The organism is Candidatus Bathyarchaeia archaeon, from assembly GCA_035283685.1.
Classification (GTDB): Archaea; Thermoproteota; Bathyarchaeia; order Bathyarchaeales; family Bathyarchaeaceae; genus DATETJ01.
The window spans coordinates 58,503-79,229 of record DATETJ010000011.1; the positions used below are offsets into that span (position 1 = coordinate 58,503).

19 protein-coding genes are annotated in these 20,727 nt (G+C 46.9%); 13 read left to right on the top strand and 6 right to left on the bottom strand.

Annotated elements, in window-relative coordinates:
* Positions 1–213: 213 nt before the first annotated feature.
* Positions 214–1,011 carry a class I SAM-dependent methyltransferase gene (locus tag VJ249_10790; GenBank protein HKZ95046.1) on the bottom strand — a complete coding sequence of 266 codons (798 nt, stop codon included), beginning with the start codon at positions 1,009–1,011 and terminating at the stop codon, positions 214–216.
* A gap of 142 nt (positions 1,012–1,153) precedes the next feature.
* On the opposite strand from VJ249_10790, the gene VJ249_10795 reads away from it, so the two are divergent.
* The 4 genes from VJ249_10795 (at position 1,154) to VJ249_10810 (ending at position 7,174) form a co-directional block, all read left to right on the top strand.
* Positions 1,154–2,140 carry a hypothetical protein gene (locus VJ249_10795; GenBank protein HKZ95047.1) on the top strand — a complete coding sequence of 329 codons (987 nt, stop codon included), beginning with the start codon at positions 1,154–1,156 and terminating at the stop codon, positions 2,138–2,140.
* A 277-nt stretch (positions 2,141–2,417) separates the two neighbouring features.
* On the top strand, positions 2,418–5,336 hold the full coding sequence (locus VJ249_10800; GenBank protein ID HKZ95048.1) for a DEAD/DEAH box helicase: 2,919 nt from the start codon (positions 2,418–2,420) through the stop codon (positions 5,334–5,336).
* Between the two features lie 29 nt (positions 5,337–5,365).
* Positions 5,366–6,532, top strand: a complete 1,167-nt coding sequence (locus VJ249_10805) for an MFS transporter (GenBank protein ID HKZ95049.1) — start codon at positions 5,366–5,368, stop codon at positions 6,530–6,532.
* A gap of 24 nt (positions 6,533–6,556) precedes the next feature.
* On the top strand, positions 6,557–7,174 hold the full coding sequence (locus VJ249_10810; protein HKZ95050.1) for a DUF1028 domain-containing protein: 618 nt from the start codon (positions 6,557–6,559) through the stop codon (positions 7,172–7,174).
* Here VJ249_10810 and VJ249_10815 read toward each other — a convergent pair.
* Complete coding sequence (locus VJ249_10815) at positions 7,145–7,624, bottom strand: winged helix-turn-helix transcriptional regulator (GenBank protein HKZ95051.1); 480 nt, start codon at positions 7,622–7,624, stop codon at positions 7,145–7,147. The genes VJ249_10810 and VJ249_10815 overlap by 30 nt on opposite strands.
* Before the next feature lie 148 nt (positions 7,625–7,772).
* Here VJ249_10815 and VJ249_10820 point away from each other — a divergent pair, with 148 nt between their 5' ends.
* Complete coding sequence (locus tag VJ249_10820) at positions 7,773–8,078, top strand: winged helix-turn-helix domain-containing protein (protein ID HKZ95052.1); 306 nt, start codon at positions 7,773–7,775, stop codon at positions 8,076–8,078.
* A gap of 211 nt (positions 8,079–8,289) precedes the next feature.
* A complete protein-coding gene (locus VJ249_10825; GenBank protein ID HKZ95053.1) occupies positions 8,290–8,976 on the top strand; it encodes a hypothetical protein in 687 nt (228 codons plus the stop codon).
* Positions 8,977–8,986: 10 nt separating this feature from the next.
* Here VJ249_10825 and VJ249_10830 read toward each other — a convergent pair whose 3' ends face one another.
* Positions 8,987–9,586 carry a hypothetical protein gene (locus VJ249_10830; protein ID HKZ95054.1) on the bottom strand — a complete coding sequence of 200 codons (600 nt, stop codon included), beginning with the start codon at positions 9,584–9,586 and terminating at the stop codon, positions 8,987–8,989.
* On the bottom strand, positions 9,562–10,380 hold the full coding sequence (locus VJ249_10835; protein ID HKZ95055.1) for a hypothetical protein: 819 nt from the start codon (positions 10,378–10,380) through the stop codon (positions 9,562–9,564). The genes VJ249_10830 and VJ249_10835 overlap by 25 nt, the downstream gene beginning before the upstream one ends.
* A gap of 288 nt (positions 10,381–10,668) precedes the next feature.
* On the opposite strand from VJ249_10835, the gene VJ249_10840 reads away from it, so the two are divergent.
* From VJ249_10840 to VJ249_10865, 6 genes are all read left to right on the top strand, one after another.
* Positions 10,669–10,857, top strand: a complete 189-nt coding sequence (locus VJ249_10840) for a ribbon-helix-helix domain-containing protein (protein ID HKZ95056.1) — start codon at positions 10,669–10,671, stop codon at positions 10,855–10,857.
* A 1-nt stretch (position 10,858) separates the two neighbouring features.
* Positions 10,859–11,581 (top strand): polyprenol monophosphomannose synthase, encoded by a 723-nt coding sequence (locus tag VJ249_10845; GenBank protein ID HKZ95057.1) that lies wholly within the window; start codon positions 10,859–10,861, stop codon positions 11,579–11,581.
* Positions 11,582–11,732: 151 nt separating this feature from the next.
* Positions 11,733–14,900 carry a 6-pyruvoyl-tetrahydropterin synthase-related protein gene (locus VJ249_10850; protein ID HKZ95058.1) on the top strand — a complete coding sequence of 1,056 codons (3,168 nt, stop codon included), beginning with the start codon at positions 11,733–11,735 and terminating at the stop codon, positions 14,898–14,900.
* 86 nt (positions 14,901–14,986) lie between these two features.
* Entirely contained in the window at positions 14,987–15,763 is a 777-nt protein-coding gene (locus VJ249_10855) for a glycosyltransferase (protein ID HKZ95059.1), read from the top strand.
* 31 nt (positions 15,764–15,794) lie between these two features.
* Positions 15,795–16,478 carry a hypothetical protein gene (locus VJ249_10860; GenBank protein HKZ95060.1) on the top strand — a complete coding sequence of 228 codons (684 nt, stop codon included), beginning with the start codon at positions 15,795–15,797 and terminating at the stop codon, positions 16,476–16,478.
* A 2-nt stretch (positions 16,479–16,480) separates the two neighbouring features.
* Entirely contained in the window at positions 16,481–17,335 is an 855-nt protein-coding gene (locus VJ249_10865) for a DUF362 domain-containing protein (protein ID HKZ95061.1), read from the top strand.
* A 35-nt stretch (positions 17,336–17,370) separates the two neighbouring features.
* Here the strand turns inward: VJ249_10865 and VJ249_10870 are convergent, their stop codons facing one another.
* A complete protein-coding gene (locus VJ249_10870) occupies positions 17,371–18,495 on the bottom strand; it encodes a radical SAM protein (protein ID HKZ95062.1) in 1,125 nt (374 codons plus the stop codon).
* Positions 18,492–19,430 (bottom strand): glycosyltransferase, encoded by a 939-nt coding sequence (locus VJ249_10875; protein ID HKZ95063.1) that lies wholly within the window; start codon positions 19,428–19,430, stop codon positions 18,492–18,494. The genes VJ249_10870 and VJ249_10875 overlap by 4 nt, the downstream gene beginning before the upstream one ends.
* Positions 19,431–19,682: 252 nt before the next feature.
* On the opposite strand from VJ249_10875, the gene gmd reads away from it, so the two are divergent.
* Positions 19,683–20,726, top strand: a complete 1,044-nt coding sequence (gmd, locus tag VJ249_10880) for a GDP-mannose 4,6-dehydratase (GenBank protein HKZ95064.1) — start codon at positions 19,683–19,685, stop codon at positions 20,724–20,726.
* Position 20,727 lies beyond the last annotated feature (1 nt).

The window sequence follows — 20,727 nt, forward strand, 5'->3', positions numbered from 1 at the left end:
GCTTGTTGAAGTTGACTTGCGCTATAGTGTCATCATCAACTTATGTTTGCAGGTTTGCAGGTTGTGCGGCTGTGTGGATGTTAGTGTTGACGATGCGTTGGAAACGCTGTACAAGGATTTGGCTGAAAGCAGGTTTCAAACAGGTCAAGGGGGGTCGAAGAAAGGGAATATGCCGCGACGTGGCAGTGAAGTGAGTGCCCAGGTTGTCATTGGCTATTGTGCATATCGTGGTTTTCTTGTCTTGAAGATGATGGTGTATGGAACCTTGCTCCATATGTCGTAATATTTCGAGTAATATTCTGCTGCGTATGGAATCTTTTTTCGCTCCTTTTCGCTCATTATGTCAACATTGTAGGGTTCGGGCTCTAGAATTCTCTCGACACTGAAGCCAGTGTTAACGAGCAGGTCGAAATAGTCTTGGAGGGTTCTTTGGCCTGTGTTGAATTTGGCTGTCCTCTTCTCAGCTCGCCATTTCCATTGGCGTTTTCTTCGGTCAAAATAGTTGCCGACCGCCCACATTCTTTTTCTCCCGTAGCGGACAACTCGACCTCTGTGAGCAATGGGATGAACAACAGCGAAAATGAACAAACCCGATTTCCTCAGCACTCTAAATGTTTCTTGAAATGCCCTCAGAAAATCGTCGATGTAATCGATGGCAAATGAGGAGAGGACAATGTCAAAGCTTTCATCCATGAACGCACTGAGATCTTCCATGTTGCCTACGTAGAAGGCAACGTTAACTCGTTCTTTCTTCGCAAGTTTTCGAGCGTGTTTGATCTGCTCTTCTGAGATGTCGAGACCGACGGGTTTCGCGCCCCACTTGGCGAGAACTATTGAATTCTGTCCTCCACCGCAACCGATCTCCAAGATGTTCTTGCCCTTAACGTTTCCAAGCAATTTAAGCTCAGACTCGCCGGGAGAAATCGGTCCGTAATGCACATCTTCAAGCGACATCGTGGTCTTCGCCTGATAACTTTGGGAGATGATGTTCCAGCCGTTTCGAGCTGACATTTTTGTTTCGCCTGATGAACACCTAATGTTCAGTGGTGACTTTCTTCTCTGTTAAGCGTTTTTCGACTGATTGAAGTATGGTTGCGGGTTCCCTTTAAGTGAGAGCTGAGAGTACATTTCGAACCGGTTGGGTGAGGCTACGATGAAGGAGCTTAAGTTGATTGAGGATTTGGCTTGTCGTATTCTGCGGGATGATTGTGATCCTGTGGTTCGTTTTCGTTTGCTGCGTGATGTTTTGAAGGTGTCTCGTGGCTCGGGTGAGCTTGTTGATGCTCGCCGAGGGATGTTGAGGAGTCGGTGGGTTCTTGAGCTTAAGGGTGAGCAGAGGGCGGATGGAAGCTGGGGTAGGTTTCATTCTGCGATGAAGAGTAAGGGGAAAATCGTGACTACTGAAGCCGCGGTTGAGCGAGGTTTAGCTTTGGGTTTGGGAGCGTCTGATTCCGTTCTTTGTGCCACTGTAGGTTATCTTTCGCGTTTGCTTGAGGGTTCGGTTGATTTTCCTGATCCTGCTGAGCGCAATAGCCGATGGGCTACGGGTACGCAGTTGTTTGCTTCTTCAACCTTTGCTAGGATATGTCCGACTTTGGCTATACTTGATGAACCGTGGGATTTGTGGGCTGAAATTGCGGAGCGCACGTTTACTTCAGGAAAGTATGATGCAGAAGCGGAGATTCGGGCACATCAGATGTTGACTGGAGCGTCTGTTAAAGACAGCTATCTAGTGCTTAATAATCGGTATCAATTGGCTCTGCTTGGATCAAGAGCGAGTAAGTTGTTAAAATCGCTTGAGAAAGCGTTGGTTGATTGGGTATGGCACAAAGAGGATGGCGTTGGCTACTTGGAGATTCCCTTGTCAAACCTTCCTCAACGGTTTACAGCGGGAATGCTGGATAGGCTTTTCACATCACTTGAAACACTTTCCTATTTTCCAAGCTGGCGTAAACATGCGGGGAACGTGATTGATTGGTTGTGGACAAACAGAAACAAAGAAGGTCTCTGGGACTTTGGACCCCGAGCAAGCATGTCAGTCCACCTTCCGCTTTCAGAAAGCTGGCGAAAGAGCAAAAAGCGACAACATGACTGGTCAACACGCGTTCTCGCATTACTCAGAAACTACTATGGTGCCTAGAGCGTTTCCCAGTTCATAGGAAATGCCAGAGATGCCACGGATATGGACAGCCAGAGTCATTCACAGATAGGAGGTAAGATGCTCCAATATCCTTGATCATTCATGTGGGGTCGTAGTCTAGCTTGGTCGAGGATCCCAGCTTGGGTCATTGAAGCGCGCAACTCGAACCGTAATCAGCATCACCAGTTGAAAGTTGCAGAGCTTACCAAGGACCTCCAGTAACTGTTTAATAGATTGCTTTAAAGTTATTTGAAGACTGTTTGAGTGAGTCCCTGAATTGATTAATGGGATGGAAGACTCCAGCGCCTATGAGTTGCTTTTGAAACCCGTACGTGAGGCTTTAGAAGAATTAGGTTTCGCTCAGCCCACTGAGCCTCAGGTTAAAGCCATCCCAGCTATTCTAAACGGCGAAAACGTCCTATTGATCGCGCCTACAGGCAGCGGCAAAACCGAAGCTGTTCTTCTACCCATATTCTCCAATTTCATGCAGCAAGAGGACAAGCATGGCATATCAATCGTCTACGTGACGCCACTAAGGGCTTTAAACCGCGACATGGTCAAGCGACTATCCTACTGGGCAACCAAGCTCGGCATAACAATCGAAGTGCGCCACGGCGACACCGAAATCAAAATCCGAAGACGCCAAGCCTTGTGCCCACCCAACATGCTGGTCACTGCACCTGAAACAATGCAAGCCATTCTCCCCGGCGAACGAATGCAGCAACACCTCAGCCACGTCCGCTACGTAGTCGTCGACGAAGTCCACGAACTTGCAGAAGACAAACGAGGAGTCCAGCTAACTATTGCCTTAGAACGTTTATTCGAACTGACCAAACACGAGTTTCAACGCGTCGGCTTATCCGCAACCGTGGGCAACCCAGAAAAAGTAGCTCAATTCATCGCCGGCGCCAACAGACCCATCAAAGTAATCGAAGTTCCCCTACCAAAAGGCTACCACTATAGTGTCGAGTATCCACTTCCAGAAGACGCAGACTACGATTTGGCTCAAAAACTTCACACGGCACCAGAGGCAGCAGCTCGCATCAGACGCATACTCGACCTCGTGAAACAGCACAACTCCACGCTTATCTTCGTAAACAGTCGAGCAAACGCCGAAGTCTTAGGACACAAGTTCACTCAGCTGGAACGCAACGACATCGCCGTGCATCATGGTTCACTGTCAAAAGAAATCCGAGCCTCAATCGAAGACGAATTCAAGGCGAAGGCGCTCAAAGCCATCGTCTGCACCAGTACATTGGAGTTGGGCATAGACATAGGACACGTCGACCTAGTCATACAATACTTGTCGCCGCGGCAAGTCAGCAGCCTCATCCAACGCGTGGGACGCAGCGGACACAAACTTGACCTAGTTTCCAAAGGCATCATCATTACAGCGTTTCCAGACGACACACTAGAGGCAGTCACAGCCGTGAAAAGAGCCTACAAAGGACAACTCGAGCCCCTAATCATTCACGAAGGAGCCTTGGAAGTGCTCGCCCATCAAATCGTAGGCATCGTAATGGACAAAAGGCAAGTCACAGTCGACGAAGCACTCGACATCATAAGACGTGCCTATCCATACCAAAACCTCACGCGCGAGAAATTTTTAGAAGTCGCCCAATACCTACATAGGCTAAGAGAGGTCTGGCTAGAAGGCAACACATTGAAGCGCAGCCGCAGAACACGCGAATACTACCACCAAAACCTATCTATGATACCCGACGAGAGACGCTACCCCATCGTAGACGTGCTCTCAGACCGCACCATAGGCACAGTCGGAGACGAATTCATGGCATTGAGAGCACGCCTAGGCTTAAACATAATCATACGCGGCAAAGTATGGCGCATAGTCCAAATAGAAGACGAAACAGGCACAGTCTACGTCGTACCCGCAGAAGACCCATTCGCAGCATTGCCAGGATGGGACGGAGAAATCCTACCCGTACCATACAGCTTGGCGCAAGAAGCAGGAAAACTACGAGAAGAAATAACACAAGAACTCAAGAAAGGAAACAAACCAGAAAAGGTCGCAGAAAAACTCGCCAAAGAACTCTCAACAAACAAATCCACCATGCTCAAACCTGCCGAAGAAATACAGGACCAGTTGAAGGAAGGCGCTCCAGTCCCAACTCACAATCACATTCTTATCGAAGCCTTCGATAAATGGATCATAGTTCACGCTTGCTACGGTGAGATTGTTAACCGAACCTTAGGCGCCATATTCGACGCAGTTCTATCCGATCAGGAACTTATAACAGGCTGGTGGAACGATGGCTACCGCATCTTAATCGAAGCACCACGCAAAATCGAACCAAAAGAACTTGACAAACTACCGCACGTCTTGTTTGAACTATCCTCTGAGGAAATGGAGAAAGCTTTCAACGAATACCTCAAGGCACGTTTCCCATTCTCGTACAAAATGAAATTTGTAGCCGAACGCTTCGGCGCCCTACCGCGAGGCAAAACAATGGGACCAGAACGCTTGTCTGAGCTGCCAAGCAGATTCGCCAAAACGCCCATTTACGAGGAAACCATGCGCGAAGCCATGCAAGAAAAAGTAGACATCCCCACAGTCGAAAACATAATGCAAAGCATCAAACAGGGAAAAACCAAGATTTCAACACTGCTACGCCTTCAAAAGCCCACACCCCTAGGCTACCGCATCTTAGCGAAGTATGTTGAAGTCCCAGAACTCATGGCTCCAGAACGCGTTTTACTCAGCAACATAGAACGCATGAAACAAACAATCCTAACCCGACGACCATCACAGCTCTGCTTCAACTGCGGCGCTCATACAGAAGAAAGGCGCCTCCGAGAACTTCCAGACAAACTCGCATGCAAGAAATGCGGCTCCGGATTACTCGCAGACCTGCATCCGATTCAAGATCCAAAAATGCTCATCGACATACTCAAACGAAGACTGAAAGGAAAAGAAATAACGCCCGAAGAACTGGAACAACTGACACATGCCAGACGAACCGCTGACCTAGTTCTAAGCCACGGCAAAAAAGCCCTAGTCGCCTTCCAAGTCAAAGGCGTCGGACCCGAAACCGCCTTCCGCATCCTATCCAAAATGCACCCCAACGAAGACGACTTTTACATGGACCTACTGAAAGCAAAGATTCAATTCTTACGCACAAGACCGTACTGGGAAGACAAACAAGAAAAGTCTAGACGGAGAGAGGAGGACACCTGACACAGAAAGACAGAGGACTACTGGCTCTACTGGGCGCGGCACACAGCCTCAACCACTCACTCTTCCTAATCGCCCCACCACTACTGCTCATCATAATGAAAGACCTGAACACAACCAACCTACTAGTCCTCGGCACAATTGGCACAATAACATCGCTAATCTACGGCGTAGGCTCCCTAGTCGGAGGACCACTCGCCGACAAAATAAGCGAAACAAAAATCATCGCCCTCGCCCTCGCCTTGGCAGGCGCATCCACATTTGTCCTCATATTCGCTAGGGATGTACTGATCTACAGCCTAGCCATGTTCCTTATGGCTGCGTGGGCAAGCCTCTACCACCCCACAGCCAACTCACTAATCTCCAAAGTTTATCATGGGCAGATGGGCGAAGCCATGGGCATCCACGGAGTAGGAGGCACGGTGGGCATCATGTTCACGCCAATCTTAGCCTTCGCCATAGGCATAGCTGTAGACTGGCGCATCTCCTTCATCATCTTCGGCATATTCTGCATACTAATAGGACTCATCATCTCAAGAAACCCAACCCAAACCAGAAGCACTGAATCTAAACTCGGAGTCCTCGGAGTTTTCAAGATACCCGGACTGTTGACAATCCTCGTATTCAACGTGTTCATAGGCTTATACATGAAAGGCATCGAACTATTCCTTCCAGCATATCTTACATTCAAGCCATTCGCCGCCTTAGGCGAGGAAAACGCCAGCCTCTGGGCAGCCACAGCCACAACCCTAGTGTTAGCCAGCGGCGTGCCCGGACAATGGCTGGGCGGAAGAGCAGCCGACCGCGTCGGCTCCAAAAAAGTCCTCATCACAGTCTCAGCAGGAATAACAGCTGCACTTTTGCTCTTGCTGTTCACTCCACCCGCCTTCGCGTTCATTGGCGTCGCAGCCTTCATCATTCTTTACGGATTGTCTTTCTATGGACACCAACCAGCGCTGAACTCGCTAACAGGGCTAATAACTCCGCCAGAAAGGCGAGGCGCAGTCTACGGCATATTCTTCTTCACCAGTTTCGGCTTGGGCTCACTTTCCCAAGCTGTAACAGGTTACTTGATGTATAGTTATCCGAGCAACCCAGAGTATTCATTTTACCTCCTCACAATAATCGCGGTAATAGCGCTCGTTCTTTCAACCCTTATCCCAGATAGAAGACAAAAACAAGACAAAGTAGCCATGTGAGGAGCAGTCACTCTGACGTTTTCTATTGTCGCCCGAGATCCTAAGACTTTAGCCCTAGGCGCAGCCGCGTCCACCGCGATTCCAGCCGTTGGGAGCACAGTTCCACATGTAGAGGTCAATGTGGGCGCCATCGCAACCCAAGCTCAAACCAACATATCTTACGGAATTGAGGGGTTGAAACTTCTGAAACAAGGTCTGCTGCCTCAAGAAGCTCTGGACGCCATGTTGACGAAGGATAAAGACAGAGAGAAAAGACAAGTCATAATGCTAGATGCTCAGGGAAGAGCCGCCGCTTTCACGGGCAATGAAACCGAAGACTGGAAAGGACACCACATCGGAACAAACCACGTTGCAGCAGGAAACTTGCTCGCAGGCGCCCAAGTCGTAGAAGCCATGACCGCTGCTTTTGAAAACCAGAAAGCCAACCTAGCGGAACGACTGCTAAAAGCATTAGAAGCAGGACAGCAGGCAGGCGGAGACAAAAGAGGACGCATGTCAGCCGCACTGAAAGTGGCAGACCCAGGATGGAAGAACACGAGCCGTCCAATAATAGACCTTAGAGTAGACGCTCATCCGGAACCAGTCAAAGAACTTCGCAGAGTTTACACGGTCTCAAGGAGCTATTTCGATATTCCTGAATGAAAACGGCTTGGGCATCTTCGCCTTCAAAGACACCAAAAAGCTTTCCATCTCCCTAATCTTGTGCGCCCACTGAACACGCAAATCGGAAACAAAATCCGTGTAATCCGTAAAGTCTCTGTGCACCGAAACCATCATGCAGTTTTTTCCATGCAAACCTTCGCCGCCAGCGGCGAAAAGAATCTTGCTGTTGTGACCCACCCACTTGTTGGCACGTTCACCAAGAGCCACATCTAACCCGCCTGTCTTAGGGTCATACTGGTCGATGTCAAAGAACGTGAACGCTGTTATCTCGAAGCCCAGCTTAGTCATGTTTGGAATAGCCGTGTAGTCAAGTATGTAACTGTCTCGTTCCAAACGTTTTCTCATTCGAGTCAGTGTAGGCTGCGAAACACCCAATATCTTAGCCAGGTCTCTGTCGCTTCTCTTAGAATTCTTAACTAATTCCTGCAAAAGCTGCATAATCCTATCTTGAGGCATGGCATGAATTAATGATTCAACGCGGATTTAAGCGTTTTCTTCAAACCATCTCCATAGCCCGTTTCCATGATGTTAACGTTTATTATCTTATCTAAGATTGTTTCTCAAGAGTGTCTAGTAAATGAGTACTAGCAATAACGGCGATATCAAGAGACGAGATCGCCACGACATTGTTGTTGAAATTCTGAAAACAGCTGTAGAAGGCAGGATCAAGACCCACATCATGTACAAGGCAAAGCTAAGCTACGCTCAACTAAACGAGTACCTTCCAATGCTGATCGAAAGAGGATTCTTGGAAAACACGTCTATCAGGCACAAAAGAGTGTTGAAGAGAGTTTACAAAACCACTGAGAAGGGGCAGAGATTTCTGGAAAACTTTGACTCGATTAAGAAACTGTGGTCTTATCCAACTAACTCTTCCGTTTAGCAAGTTGATCCAAGTCCACTTCAGCAACGTTGCGGCAGCGCCAAAGACAAATAGCTTTTGTCACGACTGTGATCTTCTCACCCAGCGTATAAGCTGAAAACGTTACCAAACTCATAGAGCAAGATGTCCAGCTTGGCTCGACAATAACATTTAAAGCCTTCAACATCCAATGCGTTGAAACAAGACATCGGGAAAGCATGGAGAACGTCAGATGAAGAAGCATTTGCTCACCGTTTTCATCGCCATCCTGATCGCGTCCACTGTCATTTCGGCTTACGCAGAAACAACAACAAACATCAGAGCTGACGACAGTCTGTCAGTGACCTTCGAATTCAGGAATCTTGATGAGGCGGTGTATGAGCAGGCGAAGACGCAGTTTGCAGTTGACACAATTCCAAAGATAATTGCCAGCAATCTGGAGAAGGGAAACCAGTCTGTGCGATGGGGTCTCCCTGCCACGCCATTAACGTTTGAGAATGCCAATCGGACTATTCGCAACTCCTTCTTCCTAGGCGGTTCAGCCCTTGCAACCTTCACCGTCAACAAGACGGAGCTGAAGCGCATGTATGAAGTCAAAACGGATTGGAGAAAATTCAAGGTTAATCTAACGGGCAGTTTCTCCGTTGACTTTGCGCAACACGCAGCCAAACCTGTGGCAGAGTGGCAGAAACTTAATGCGACCACGTTTTACTTTGAGAATAGAGGAACAGGTGCAGGGGACATCGTTTTCTACCTAGTGTTGCCTGCGTCAGCTTCCCGAGTTCGAGGTTCAGGAGACACTGTGTTTTATGATGTGCCACCGTATCTTGAAGACCAACTGCTGTACAGCCCTTTTCCAGTTCTAGGCGCTTTGGCTGTGGCTTTAGCCATTATTCTGCTTTACAGAAAAATCCGCTAGAAAGTGTGCTTTAGGCTTGTTGCTGTTTCTTTTCGGGTTCAACGGCTAAGAGTAGGTCGACTAGGGCTTTTTCGTCTATTTCGGCGCGGGTTCTCCAGTCTAAGTATAGCTGTCTGTTTTCGTCTTGCGTCAAATAGCCTGCTCGGATGCTGCGGTCTAGGTTGATGTCAACGCGCCAGCCCGGCAACTTGTCACGTAGTAGGTCTTCCACTTCGTCTCGTGGCGCCTGACCTTTCTTTGAGATTATGTAGGCTATGGCTATGGCTAAGCCGGCTACGTCGTCTATTCGCCAACCGCTCAATTTCGTCTCTTTGGGGGTTAAGCCGCCTCGTAACGTTATGAAGAAGCGAGCCCGATCCAGTTGTTCCAAGGTTGGCTTGTCAGCGGGTTTCTCGCCTTCGAAGACTGTTTTGACTTGCAGGTCCAGTTTTTCGAGGTAGGCGTCAAAGAGCCCAAGCACTTTGGGGTAGTCTGAGCCCAATCGTTTTCGGAGTTCCCAGCCTTTGACGCCGGGTCGTCTATGTCGTTTGTAGAAGAGCAGGTGCGTGGCTCGTTTCAGCTTGCGTTGGTATGATCCCTTTTTGGTCATGCGTGTTTGTTGTTTTTCCAACGTTTCCACTCCTCGTGGCTTACTGAAACTGGGATTGAGATTACCTGTTTTTTTCCTACTAATGAGCGTGGTGTGCTGAATGGTATGATGTAGATTTCTTCCTCTAGCTTGTGCACTTCGAATGTGGCGTAGCCGTATGTGACTAGGAAACTGGTCATGTAGGCTCGTTGGGATGTTTCTTCGTAGCTGTCTGCGCCCACGAAGCTCCAGTACTCGATTTTCTCGTTCCCGCCGGCTTTCTGCTTTAGTTCATGCCACAGTGTTTCCAGTTCCTCGGTGAATGCTTGTTCAGTGATTATTCTTTGGGCGATGAGGTCGCTGCGCGTGGCTGAGCCGAGCTCGGTTTTGGAAGCCTCGGTTTTTGTCCATCGCTGGTCTAGTGGAAGCAATCCTTGCCAGTATTTGATGGCTTCATGTAGGCTGTGGGGTGAAATCTGCTCTAATTCGACTATGGGGTGCCACGCGTTGAGGAAGAGGCTGGCTAATCGTTCTCGGCTTAGTTTGCGCAGTTTCTCCTCGATTAGGAAAGGGTCTGTGTACAGAGAAGTTGACCTGTGCTTGACCCAGTCGCTTTGCAGCTTGATAACAGACGCCATGCGGTTGACGGCTTCCGAGTCCAAGCTGTACTCGTCCATTGATTCCCATTCTGGAAAAAAATCATGCACAACAGCGATCAAGTCGTCGACGTTGACCATGAAGGGGTCTAATCCTCGCTCCTCAACAGACTTGCACTGGTCGATTATGCGTTGTAGGCGTTCTGCGCCCAGTTTTTTCCTTTGTTTTTTCGATGACAAGGAGGCGAATTCCTTTGGCTCATTTCATTGGTGCGAGGGATAAAAACGTAATGGCTTAGCTGGGATGCTGTTCTACTTTGTTGATCAAGCTGTTCTAATCAGTAGTATAAAATATGGTTGTAGCGCAATGCTCTTTGGCGATGTAGGAATGAGCAAGAGAATCAGGAAACAGTCGTCTCTATTCAATTTCATAGAGGACTGCGGGTTCTTTTTTCAGTTTGATTTGCGCAACAGTTATAAACTATCAGCACAGTTAAATCTAAAAAATGTTAGGAAAAATTGTGAATTGTGCTTACGGAGTATGAATGGAGCTTGGTTAGGCCTGATGAGCGGAGGAAGAAAGCTAGGATATCGATTGCCATTGACCGAGAGTTTCTGGTATGGATTGATGGAATGATAAAGAAGGGAGTTTTTGCCAACCGCAGCCACGCCATACACCGAGCCCTACTTAAACTCAAAGAGGAGGGCACAAAGTAGAATGTCAGTCGCCATCATGCTCCCAACATACAACGAAGCAGAAAACATAGAAACCCTTGTTCGAGAAATTGAAGGTTTGAAGCTCGATTTGACACTTCTCGTTATTGACGATTCGAGCAACGATGGAACTGCGAACATAGCTAGGAAGCTTCAGGAAGAGTTCGGGAATATTAGTCTGATTTCCAGACCTGAAAAACTAGGTCTCGGAACAGCTATAACAGCTGGGTTCCATCATATTCTGAGCCAGAACGAGCCGCCTAGCCACATTATTGCCATGGACGCTGACTACTCTCATAACCCGCGGGATATTCCTAGGCTCGTCGCTGCAGCTAAGAGAGGCTACGACCTTGTCATTGGCAGCAGGTATGTCGACGGGGGAAAGGTAGTTGGATCGCGTTCAACCCGAAGAATAATCAGTAGACTCGCTAACCTAATTGCTACAGTAACTATAGGTGCGCGAATGTATGATTGCACGAGTGGTTTCAGATGCTATTCATTGAACTATGTGAAGGACGTCATGCACAATCTGCACAGTCAGACTTACGAGATTCAGATAGAGACCCTTAGACAAGCTAAGATGAATAGGTTCATGGTTAAGGAAATCCCGATAACCTTTGTTGACCGAAAGAAAGGTAAATCCAAATTGACCACCAATGAAATCCAAGGATTCTTGACCTACATCACAAAAAGTGTACTGGGCAGATTAGCATCGCTGATGAGGTGAGACACCGCTTTCGCCGATTCAAGAACAAGCGACAACCTGACTTTCACGCAACCTTCTTTAGAATGTGATTTCGCAGAATGGTTATATCATAGTAGAGCCATCTGGCAAGAACGTGTAGAATAATGAGCCTTGTTCTGTAGTGGGCGTTCCAATGAAAATTCCTCGTAAATTCCTGTTCGACATCCTCCTCATAGTGACTTACATTGTCTTGTTTAGTTTGCCCTTGAACATCTTTGGGGGTTTTTTTGGTTATTATAGCAACTTTCCCAAAGGAGACGACGCTCAAACACATGCTGCTTTAACGCTTTTCGTTTCCAAGAACTGGCCGCAGATCAACTGGTACCCATACTGGTATTCAGGGGTGCCAATATTTCTGAGTTATCACCCGCTCGTCTACTTTTTCTGGGGTATCTTTACAGAAGCAACAACTCTCCCGGTAACTTCGACACTTTTCCTCTTCACTGCACTGTCCTACAGCCTGACCGCAATCGCTTTGTACGTACTAGTTCACAAGATCACGTCAAATCGTTATTCGGCGTTCTTGAGCCCAATCTTGTTGACGACTTCTGGAGGATTCATTAGCCCGCTGCTCGCAGGAGGAATCTACACTAGACTATTTGCTACCATGTTTTGGATGTTCTCGTTGCTTTCTCTGTTCTGTTTAATGAAGAACCCAAGCGAAAAAAAGTTTTTCATAATCACGGTTTTACTTCTGGCAGCGACAATCACTTCAAATCTTCTCATTGGACTGTTTTCCGTGTTGACTGCGGTGCTTGTTATTATTTATTGTTCCCACACGATCAAGGGGGGAATTGCGTTAATGCTGAAAATCTTCATTCCTGTCCTGATGCTTTCAGCTTTCTTTTATTTACCCTTCTTTGCCTTTTCTTTCAATAGGTTTTTCTCATTCTCCGTGGGCGGAGGGCACTATTCGATTCCTCAGCCGCTAATTTATCTAGGGGCAGGAGCTACTGTTCCCCTCCTATTGCTCTTTATTGCAGCCTTGTTACGCAGACACATGAGAATTGAGTACGACTTTCTCACCAAGCGTTTTTCGAGAGTACTCATTGCGCTGATGGTATTCCTCTTCTTCTACGGATTTACAGTGTTGCCTCCGAACATAAGATTCGCTGCAACTTATGATAGCACATACTTCCTGTCTATTTACATCTCAATCTATTGTGGGATTGTTTTCGGAGGAATTTTCAACGAAATCGCGAAGGGATCCACGATCTTAGAAACCTTTGAAAAACGATCTAAATCAAGACTCCTAAAGATAAGATCGCTGGGAAGACATCGACTCCACCTTATCATACTGTTTTTAGCTTTGATTCTCCCTCTTTCTTACTATCCCTTGTTAATGCAGACTGTGGTTGACCCTGGAGCTTCTTCATGGGATTATCCAGCGTTCATAGCGGATCAAATAGTCAAGATTAACCCTAGCGAGGATAATTTCCGATTCTCAACCGATTGGATTCACGTCATGCGGTGGTTCAACTATCGCTACGATTTGCCCCAGACAGAAGGCGTTCAGTCGATGGCGGTTCTATATCCACAATGGAACAGGTGGTTTCAAGAAGCAGTTTTCACGAATCCCAACAACTGGATCGAAACAAACTTCCTCCTTGATTGGTATGGAGTCAGGTGGTTTCTTGCAAGCAGGGTGGTGCATTCCTCGGGTGGAGGCGATTTTTTCAAGCGCTACGGATTGACGGAGAAGTTTCTCAACAGACCAGAATATTACTCTGTCAGATCGTCTGTCGAAATTCCTTCAGAGAGTTATTGGAGTGGCCCAGCTTACTTCTTTGAATACGAGGAAGCTACTCCCGTGTTGTCAGAGAGTAGCGCAATTACCGCGCTTGTGCTTGCAGGGAACGATCAGTATGATGAAGTTTTTCGTTCGCTTTCTCCATCCGGATATGACAGCCGTTACGTGATTCCTGTAAGAGGATCTGTCTACATTGATGATTATACCTCGGAGGATTTAATGAGATTCGATGTAGTCGTGCTTTCCAGTTTCACTTATCGTGAAGCGGACAAAGCTAGAACATTGCTCAAAGAATACGTGGAAGGTGGAGGCGGCCTCATTATCGAAACAGGAAACATTGACACGTATGTACTAGAGGGTTTAAACCCAGTAAACCAAACTAAAGAAATCTTCAGCCAAGACTGGAATTTCACATACGTTTCAACTTCTGTCTCCAATTGGGTTGATTTCAGTTATTTTGCGGCGCCAAGTGAATATTGGGTTGCGTCCAAGGACATTCAGCCTTGGGCTTCAACAATAGTCATGAACAGTGGCTATCCAACGGTTGTTTTTGGGTCGTATAGTAAGGGACGAGTGATCTATGATGGCCTGAGAGTATCACATCACGCGTCGTTATCTGATAATCAGATGGAATCTTTCTTTTTCTCAAAACTGATCGAGCTAGCTGCCGCCGCAGGAGAAAAAGCCGTACAGAGACAAGTCGTAAGCTCAAAGTCTGTTGAGGGCTGGATAATATATCTAGGCGGTAGAGAAACGCGGGGAACGCTGAGCACTTCGGGCAACATCACTAGGGAAGGCCACAGCACGCTTGAACTTGGATACGGGTTCAACACCTCGGTGGCCGGCGGGGAGTATATTGAATACAGGTATGCTCCGCGTGAATCTTGGGATTGGACAGACATGAAGTTTTTGTCCCTCTGGGTTCACGGAGATAATTCAACGAATCAGCTCAAGATCGCCATTCTTTCCCCGGACTGGAGCAATAGTTTTCAGACAACGCTAATACTAAATTGGGTGGGCTGGAGGAAGATCATAGTTCCGTTGACCGCGTTTGGCATTGCAGGCAAGTCTAAACTTACCAATGTTAATGAAGTCTCCTTTGTTATTGAAGAGACTAGGGCATATAACCAAACATGGAGCCGCATAAATCTCGACGATATTAGCATCGTTCAACTCAAGGGAATTGAAAACAATGCAGACCTACACTTCACGAACCCCAACCCTGAGCTTCTCAAACTCACAGTAAATCGCGGTTCAGGAGTGCTTTTCAAGGAATCATTCTTCCAGAACTGGGTTGCGCAATTGACAGATAGGAATGGTGTAACCCGCAACTTGGTCATATACAGAGCTGGGCCAGATTTCATGTACGTATCTGTACCGGATGGCACAGAATTTCCAGCTGAGCTGGTCTTTGAGTACAGGGTTGGCTTAATCGAGAAAGCAAGTTATGTGGCTTCGTTTTTCACACTTGTAGCATTGATTATCTATGGACTTTCGGGGCGATTGCACAGACTGTCAGATTTTGTCCGGAAATTCCCGAAAAGATTATGAGTTTCGCAAGAAAAATGACAATGACTATAAAAGCAGAAGCGAAATGTAGAATCAAGAACTGCTCTGTGGAAAATGGAGAACCAACAGTGAAAAACAAAGACGGCTACTTGATTTCGGTCATAATTCCAACGTTGAATGAGGAACGGTTCATAGGCAATCTCTTCAAATCGCTGGAAAGACAAACGTACAAGAGCTTCGAAATAATAGTAGTCGACGGTGGCAGCAGTGACAGAACCCTTAAGATCGCAAAAGAATACAACGTCAAGACGATAGTTAAACCCAAAACTCCTGAATACGAATCCAGAAACATAGGTGCACGCACAGCTAAAGGACAGATACTGCTCTTCACAAGCGCCGATATAGTTTTTCCGAAAGGCACCTTGTCTGACATTCTCGAGCAGTTCGCCCAAGACCGTGCTTTGAGCGCGATTTGTGGTTCTGGCATCATGTACGACGCCCCCACGTGGGCACGAATTGAGTATGATACTTATTACGGACTGTTACATGTTTGGGCTAGAGTAACCAGAGATTTCCATGGTAGCACAAACTTAATGGCCGTGCGAAAAAAAGACTTTGATGAAATGCAGGGCTTCAAGAAGAGGTTCGACTCAGACGGCAACTTCCTAAATCAGCTTGGAAAAGAGAAAAAAGTAAGGCTTACTTCGACCAAAATCATGGTCTCTGGACGAAGAGCTACTAGAATGGGATTCTTCGAGTTCAACAATCATTTTCTGCACTTGATCGACATTTTCCTTCCATTCCTGAGAGAAACCAAGCTAATGAACTCCCTCAAAAGCGCTGCGAAAGACAAAAGGCTAGAAGCACTTAACTCAGCACCACAGGACGAAAGCAAATCGCAATAATGAGGGTCGTGCTCGCGTATTGAGTACTGCCTTGAAATCAGAAGTCATGCGAAGGGTGTCTTCAGCTTCCCAGTTGAAGCCGTACAGAGGAATAGGCGAGTTATGGCGCATGGCGAGCCAGTACACGGTTCTGAGAAAGTGGGAACGGAAATATCGTTTCAGATCTGCATGCGAGGTGCCTTATCAAAATTATGTCTGGGGTGTTGACGGAATCGCTTTAGACTGCCATCATAGATCCTATAGAAAGTTCAGTGACATGCCATCAAAATTCGACCTTGTCTGGAACTTTTGTGTCATTCAACAAAGCCCCGAAATAATATACCGGATGATCCGAAATTCAAACAGGTATGTAGCCTCCTTTGTTCCCAATTCACTGAACATTGGGCGAACGTTACATGGTCTTTATCACTTCGTTCACAGGACCGAGTGCACACACCCAGACAGAGGCGACAGGAGCTTGATGACTCTTGAGGGCCTAAAACAGCTTTTTAAGCAAGCAGGGGTTAAGATTTTGGAAGCAGGATATTGTGACATGCCACCTCAACCCGACTGGGTCATATCCCTCAAGAACTTTTTCCAGCCCGCAGACTTGGAAACCACGTATCAACCATCAACAACTATGCAAATCCTTGAAAGAGTCTTTTGGTTTGACCAAGCTAATCCTTTGCCAAGAAAAATATGGGCCCATCACCCCTACGTTTTCGGAGGCATCTAGAAATGCATAAAGTAGCGATGATCAAAGCGAAAGGAAACAGAAGAGAAGCCATAGTCCAAGCGGTTGATTTGCTAGGCGGAATGGAACGCTTCATAGAAAAGGGAGAAACTGTGGCGATCAAGCCTAACTTATGCAACAGCAAGTACAAATATCCCGTAACATCCTCCGTGGAAGCTGCTTTGGCTATTCTGGATCTTGTTAGGCCATTAACATCTGAAATTTTGATAATCGAATCGCCGAATGCCTCAATGAACCCCGAGCTAAAATACACTGCCTTAGGATATGATCAACTAGAAGGAATCAAACTCATCAATCTACATAAGAACCTGCTTGTTAAAGGAAAGGATTTTGACAAGTTAATCAACTTGTGCAATCTGAAAACAAGCGAAGTCGCTACGATAACCTGCGGGCTCAAGAACATCTTCGGATGCTACCCTCAAAGAACCAAAGCAAAGATGCATCCGCAAATAGCCCAAGCAATTGTCGATATAAACCAACGATATCCTTCCGACCTCATAGTTATTGACGCACTGACTGCTATGGAGGGTCAAGGACCCTTGTTCGGCACGCCAGTAGAAATGGGCTTGATAATCGCTGGCGACAATGTTGTTGCAACTGATTTTGTGGCTTGTAAGACAATGGAAATAGAACCATCTGAAGTAGAGCATCTGATGCTCGCGATGAAGTGCGGTTTAGGCGACATCAACAACCTAGAGCTCATTGGTGAAAGCATCGAATCTGTGAAGAGGAAATTCAAGAAGGCAGATCCGGAACCACTTGTCCGCCGACTGAAGCATTTCATCTCTGGCTATGAAACGCCTTCGAAAATCCTTGCCAAAGTTAGACAGGTTTCCTGAACATAGCGCGGAATCGGTGGCCTCGCTTTCCGAAATCAGTAAAGAATCATGTTCTTGATGACCTTTAGCGCAGAGGTGAAATTGCACAATATATTCGTGTAGTGAGCATTCGCCAGAGGACACGCGCAGTTTTTTCCTCTAATGTAGTTTCTAATGTCTTGTGCCCTTTGGGAGAACCAGACTTGGCGAAAGTCGTAGTTATTTTCGCGTAGATTTCCCATTGAGTGATCATACGCTAGGATACAGCACGGCCATACGTCCCCAAAAACCGAGATTTGGCACGAGGCGTAACCAGCGTAGCAAGAGACCACTTGTCGGCGTTTTTTCAACACTTCCGCGGCGAGTTCGTAATACGCAAGGCGGAAAGCTCTGGTTGTCCGCGAAACCGAGTCATTAAAGGAACCTCGATCATGCTTCATTTTCTGACTAAGCTCGTGAACAAATGCAGCATATTCCGCTGAGCTTGGCGTAATGTTCTCGCTCTTGTTAAGGAGTTCCGATCTATTCTCTGCAACCTCCGTTATGTAAGAATCGCAGCCAAGGCTTCTTGCGTACTCATAGACGTCGAAAAGCCTGCTTATGCTATGCTTGGACACTACACTATGAATTCCGACGTGCAAGTTGGGAAATTCTGATTTCAACTGCCTTAGGCGACCATAAGTGTCGCTAAACTTGTCGAAGTTGCCTGGGACTTCGCGAATTCTGTCGTGTTCCTCTTTCAACCCGTCTAGTGACAGGTTCACGATTAGGGAAGGAAAGTCGCATCTTTCGAGTATCCTTTTGGTCTTGTCTTCGATCACTTCAGGGAGCAAGGAGTTGGTTGGAATGTTGACTATGCTGGGTTCACAGTGTTCGCTGAGGGATTCACATATTTGCGGAAGATCCGGCCTAAGATAGGGTTCTCCGCCGCTTAAAGTTGCCCAAAAAACCGAATTTCCAAGAGAAGAGAAGACTTTGTCAAACTCGCTGGTTTTGAGTTCTTTCTCCTTGAGCTGAGGCTGATCGTGGTAGAGCCTCCAGATAAGACACGTTTTGCAGTGGCTGTTGCAGAGATTCGTGACGCTAAACGTAACGTTTACGGGCAACGTGCGGGGTTTACCAAATCCATGATGTGAACGGTAACCGACAACTGCAGGAAACAGAGAAAGCCTCGACTTCAAACTTTTTCCACGCTTTCCGCACACACAGTTTTCGTGCTCTTAAGGGTTTCCCAAACAAAAGGAATCTTCCCGCGGCTGACATCGTAACGGGCGAGCAAGTAAGAAAGAATCTCTATGCCAGTGAACAACACAAGCACATGGAGATTCCTAAAGCTGAACCTAAAACTCTTAACCAGTGTTGACAGAATCTTACGAAAATCTGAAGTTGAAACAGTGAAGCCTTCCATTTTCTTGATATGCAAGTGGCCCGCCCATATTCTCCTGCGGTGCTTGATTATTTCAATGAATTTGTCAGGGCATCGAATATACACGACTGCATCCGGAACGTAGCCAATCTTGTATCCTTGGCGTCGAATGAGCATCTCAATGTAAGGTTCATCTGTGGCAAGATTTGCCGGAATTCTGTTCACCAAGGATGATCGTATAGCGCAGAGTTCGCCCGACATCTTGACAGATTCGCACGTTGAAATCATGTGATGCAGGTCCCATATGAGTTTCACAATCTTTCCACTAAGTCCAACCGATTTGCCAAAGGGTATTGGTCTTCCAGTTACAGCCCCAACATTAGATGTGTAAAGTGCTTTCACCAGTCTATTTATACTGCCAGCATCAGGAATTGCATCTGCATTTGTGAGGATCAGCGCCTCTGACCCGGAAGCACGCTCAAAGATGAGGTTTAGAGCCTGGGCCTTTCCCCCTCTTTCTATCTGGGTGATTACTTTCACACGCTGGTCTGCTTCTTGAAACTTGCCAACGATATGAGGTGTAGAATCGGTGCAACCTGAACAAGCGACGATGATTTCGCAGTTTGGTAGAAGATCCTGTTGTGCCAGCAAATTCTTGAGAAGGAGGCCTATGTTTTTCTCCTCGTTATATGCGCAAACTCCTATGCAAACCTTTCTCTGAGGAGCCACTCTTCTCTTAAGCGTGGTCAACAATTAGCTGTTACCTCAAGTTTTTTGAATGCTCTCCTCGTTGACACAGATCACCATGACGACACATGAATCAACCTTCGGCGATAATAAGAATTACGTAACGTTCTTCCCCAATAATGACGGCACAAATCGCCTATTGCTATGCTGCCGTGCGCACCTCCAAGGGCATATAATATCGTAAAGGAAGCGCTGCAGACCTTGTAGAAAAGCAAAAGAAGGCTGGAACCTTACGACTAGTATAGGCGACAAGCTTTGAAAAAGGCCCTAATTACAGGGATAACCGGGCAAGATGGTTCATATCTTGCCGAGCTTCTGCTTTCCAAGGGTTACGAAGTGCATGGAATCATCAGAAGAGCTAGTACCTTCAATACGTCAAGGATAGAGCACATCTATACAGATCCCCACGATTTGCAGGCACGGCTTTTCCTCCATTACGGTGACCTTTCCGACTCAGAGCAAATCTCGAATATAATCTATAACACAAAGCCGGACGAAGTTTACCATCTTGGGGCGCAGAGTCATGTTCGAGTAAGTTTTGATATACCAGAATACACGGGAAATGTCACAGCTGTGGGCACTACTAGGATCTTGGAGGCAATAAAAAGAAGCGGAAATAGCATCAAACTATACCAAGCATCAAGCAGCGAAATGTTTGGCGACTCTCCACCCCCTCAGAACGAAGAAACGCCCTTCAAACCGAGGAGTCCCTATGCAATTGCTAAGCTGTATGCTTACTGGATGACAGCGAATTATAGAGAAGGTCACAAACTGTTTGCATGCAATGGAGTCCTGTTTAACCATGAGTCACCCAGAAGGGGCGAGACTTTCGTCACCAGAAAGATAACAAGAGCGATAGCAAACATTCTGGCACGGAGGCAGAAAATTCTCTACTTGGGCAATTTAGAGGCGAAACGCGATTGGGGATACGCACCAGAGTATGTTGAGACAATGTGGAAGATTCTTCAGCTTGATAAGCCTCAGGATTTCGTGGTAGGAACAGGCGAGGCACATTCTGTGAGAGAGTTCGCTGAAAAAGCCTTCGCATACGCGGGTCTTGACTATGAAAAACACGTGGAAATCGATCCAAGATATTTCAGGCCTACAGAAACTGAGGAGTTGCTAGCCGACCCTAAGAAGGCCCGAGAGAAGCTAGATTGGAAACCAAAGATCAAGTTTGACAACTTGACGAAGATAATGGTCGACGCTGACATGCGAAAGGTTGGCTTGGAGCCTCATGGAGAAGGAGACAGAGTTCTCGAAAGAATCTTTTCAAACAGATGGTGGAAGGTAGATTAGA